This is a genomic window from Arthrobacter ipis (assembly GCF_014694315.1).
Classification (GTDB): domain Bacteria; phylum Actinomycetota; class Actinomycetes; order Actinomycetales; family Micrococcaceae; genus Arthrobacter; species Arthrobacter ipis.
In genome coordinates this window covers 867,334-869,434 of record NZ_JAAOXD010000001.1, presented here as the reverse complement: position 1 = coordinate 869,434, position 2,101 = coordinate 867,334, and the positions used below count along the sequence as shown (strand labels likewise).

Here is a 2,101-nt window from a genome sequence, read left to right as displayed (position 1 = left end):
CTTGGGCGCGGACTCGCTGGTCATGGCGCAGTTCTGCGCCCGGGTGCGCAAGCAGCCGGACCTGCCGGCGGTGTCCATCAAGGACATCTACCAGAACCCAACGATCTCCGCGCTGGCCGCGGCCCTGGCACCGGCGGAACAGGTGACGGCACCGGCGGAAGAGGCGTCGGCGACGGTGCAGGTGCAGGACCGGTTGGCGGAGGTGCTGGCCGGCGTGCTGGACATTGAGCGTGTGCCGGTGGAGGCCGATTTCTTCCAGGACTTGGGCGCGGACTCGCTGGTCATGGCGAAGTTCTGCGCCCGGGTGCGCAAGCAGCCGGACCTGCCGGCGGTGTCCATCAAGGACATCTATCAGAACCCAACGATCGCGGCGCTGGCCGCGGCCCTGGCGCCGGCGGAAGAGGCGACGGCACAGGTGCAGGTGCAGGACCGGTTGGCCGAGGTGCTGGCCGGCGTGCTCGGCATCGAGCAGGTCGCGGTGGGCGATGACTTCTTCCAGGACCTGGGCGCGGACTCGCTGGTCATGGCGAAGTTCTGCGCCCGGGTGCGCAAGCAGCCGGACCTGCCTACGGTGTCCATGAAGGACATCTACAGCAACCCGAATATTTCCGCGCTGGCAGCGGCGTTGCAGGTTCCCCCGCAAAAGGACAAGGAGCCGGAGACCTCGCCAGCGGTGGCCTCCGTGCCGGAGACGGCGGCGCCCATGGACGCCCGGACATGGGAGTACGTCATGTGCGGCGCCCTGCAGGCGCTCGTCTACCTCTGCTATTGTCTCCTCGCCGGCTGGCTCGCGATCGTGGGCTACCAGTGGGAGTTCCCGAACGCCGGGCCAGGCAACCACCAATGGCTGAATCATGGAATGGCCTTCTGGGAGATCTACCTGCGGGCGATCGGCCTCGCCGCAATGGTGTTCGTACTACTCTGCATCCTGCCGGTGGCGGCGAAGTGGCTCGTCATCGGGCGCTTCCACCCCCAGGAGATTCGCATTTGGAGCCTGGCCTACTTCCGGTTCTGGCTGGTCAAGACCCTGATGCGGACCTCGCCCCTCTCGCTGATGACCGGTTCCCCGCTGACGACTTTCTACTTGCGGGCCATGGGCGCGAAGGTGGGCCGCAACGTGATGATCATGACCAACCACCTGCCGGTCTGCACGGACCTGCTCACGATCGGCGAGGGGACGGTGATCCGCAAGGACGTGTTCATGAGCGGCTACCGCGCCCACGGCGGCGTCATCCAGTTCGGTGCGGTGAGGCTGGGCCGGGACGTGATCGTTGGCGAGGGCAGTGTCCTGGACATCGACACGGCGATGGGAGACGCCGCACAGTTGGGCCACCGGTCCACCCTGTACACGGGGCAGGCCGTGCCCGCCGGGGAACATTGGCACGGTTCGCCGGGCAGGCGAACGGATGAGGAGTACGGCACTGTCGAGGCCACGCCCTACCGGCCCTGGCGCCGGGGATGGTTCGCCCTCACCCAGCTCTTCGGCGCGCTCGGAATGGGTCGCACCATGGTGGGCCTGGTCATCACGCTGGCCGTCCTGGCGATTCCGAGCGTTGCGGCGTTGCTGGACGCGCATCCGCTCGCCTTTGCCGAGTGGACCTTCTACGCCCAAGCCATTGCTCTCGCCGGCCTGGGCGTCTTCGGGGGGACGGTCCTCACATTGGTGGCCGTCACGACCCTGCCCCGGGTGCTCAACCTCGCTCTGAAGCCTGACACGGTGTATCCGCTGTTCGGCGTGCGGGACGCGGCCGCGCGCGCGGTGACGAGGTTGACCAACAGTCACATGCTGCAACAGTTGTTCGGGGACAGCTCGTACATCGTGAACTACGTGCAGGCCATCGGCTACAAGTTGGGAAAGGTCCAGCAGACCGGTTCGAACATGGGCACGGTGTTCAAGCACGACAACCCTTTCCTTTCATCGATCGGCACCGGCACGATGATCGCCGATGCGGTGTCCTTCATGAACACCGATTTCTCGGCGACGTCGTTCAAGGTCAGTCGGGCGGCGATCGGCGCGCACAACTTCCTTGGCAACGCGGTTCTCTTTCCGGCCGGGGCAAGGACCGGGGACAACTGCCTGCTCGCGACCAAGGTGATGGTT

Annotated in this window: 1 protein-coding gene; it reads left to right on the top strand. The window is 66.3% G+C overall.

Annotated elements, in window-relative coordinates:
- The coding region (locus G9E11_RS04165; RefSeq protein WP_284691158.1) for a phosphopantetheine-binding protein at positions 1 to 2,101 on the top strand (2,101 nt) is incomplete at both ends.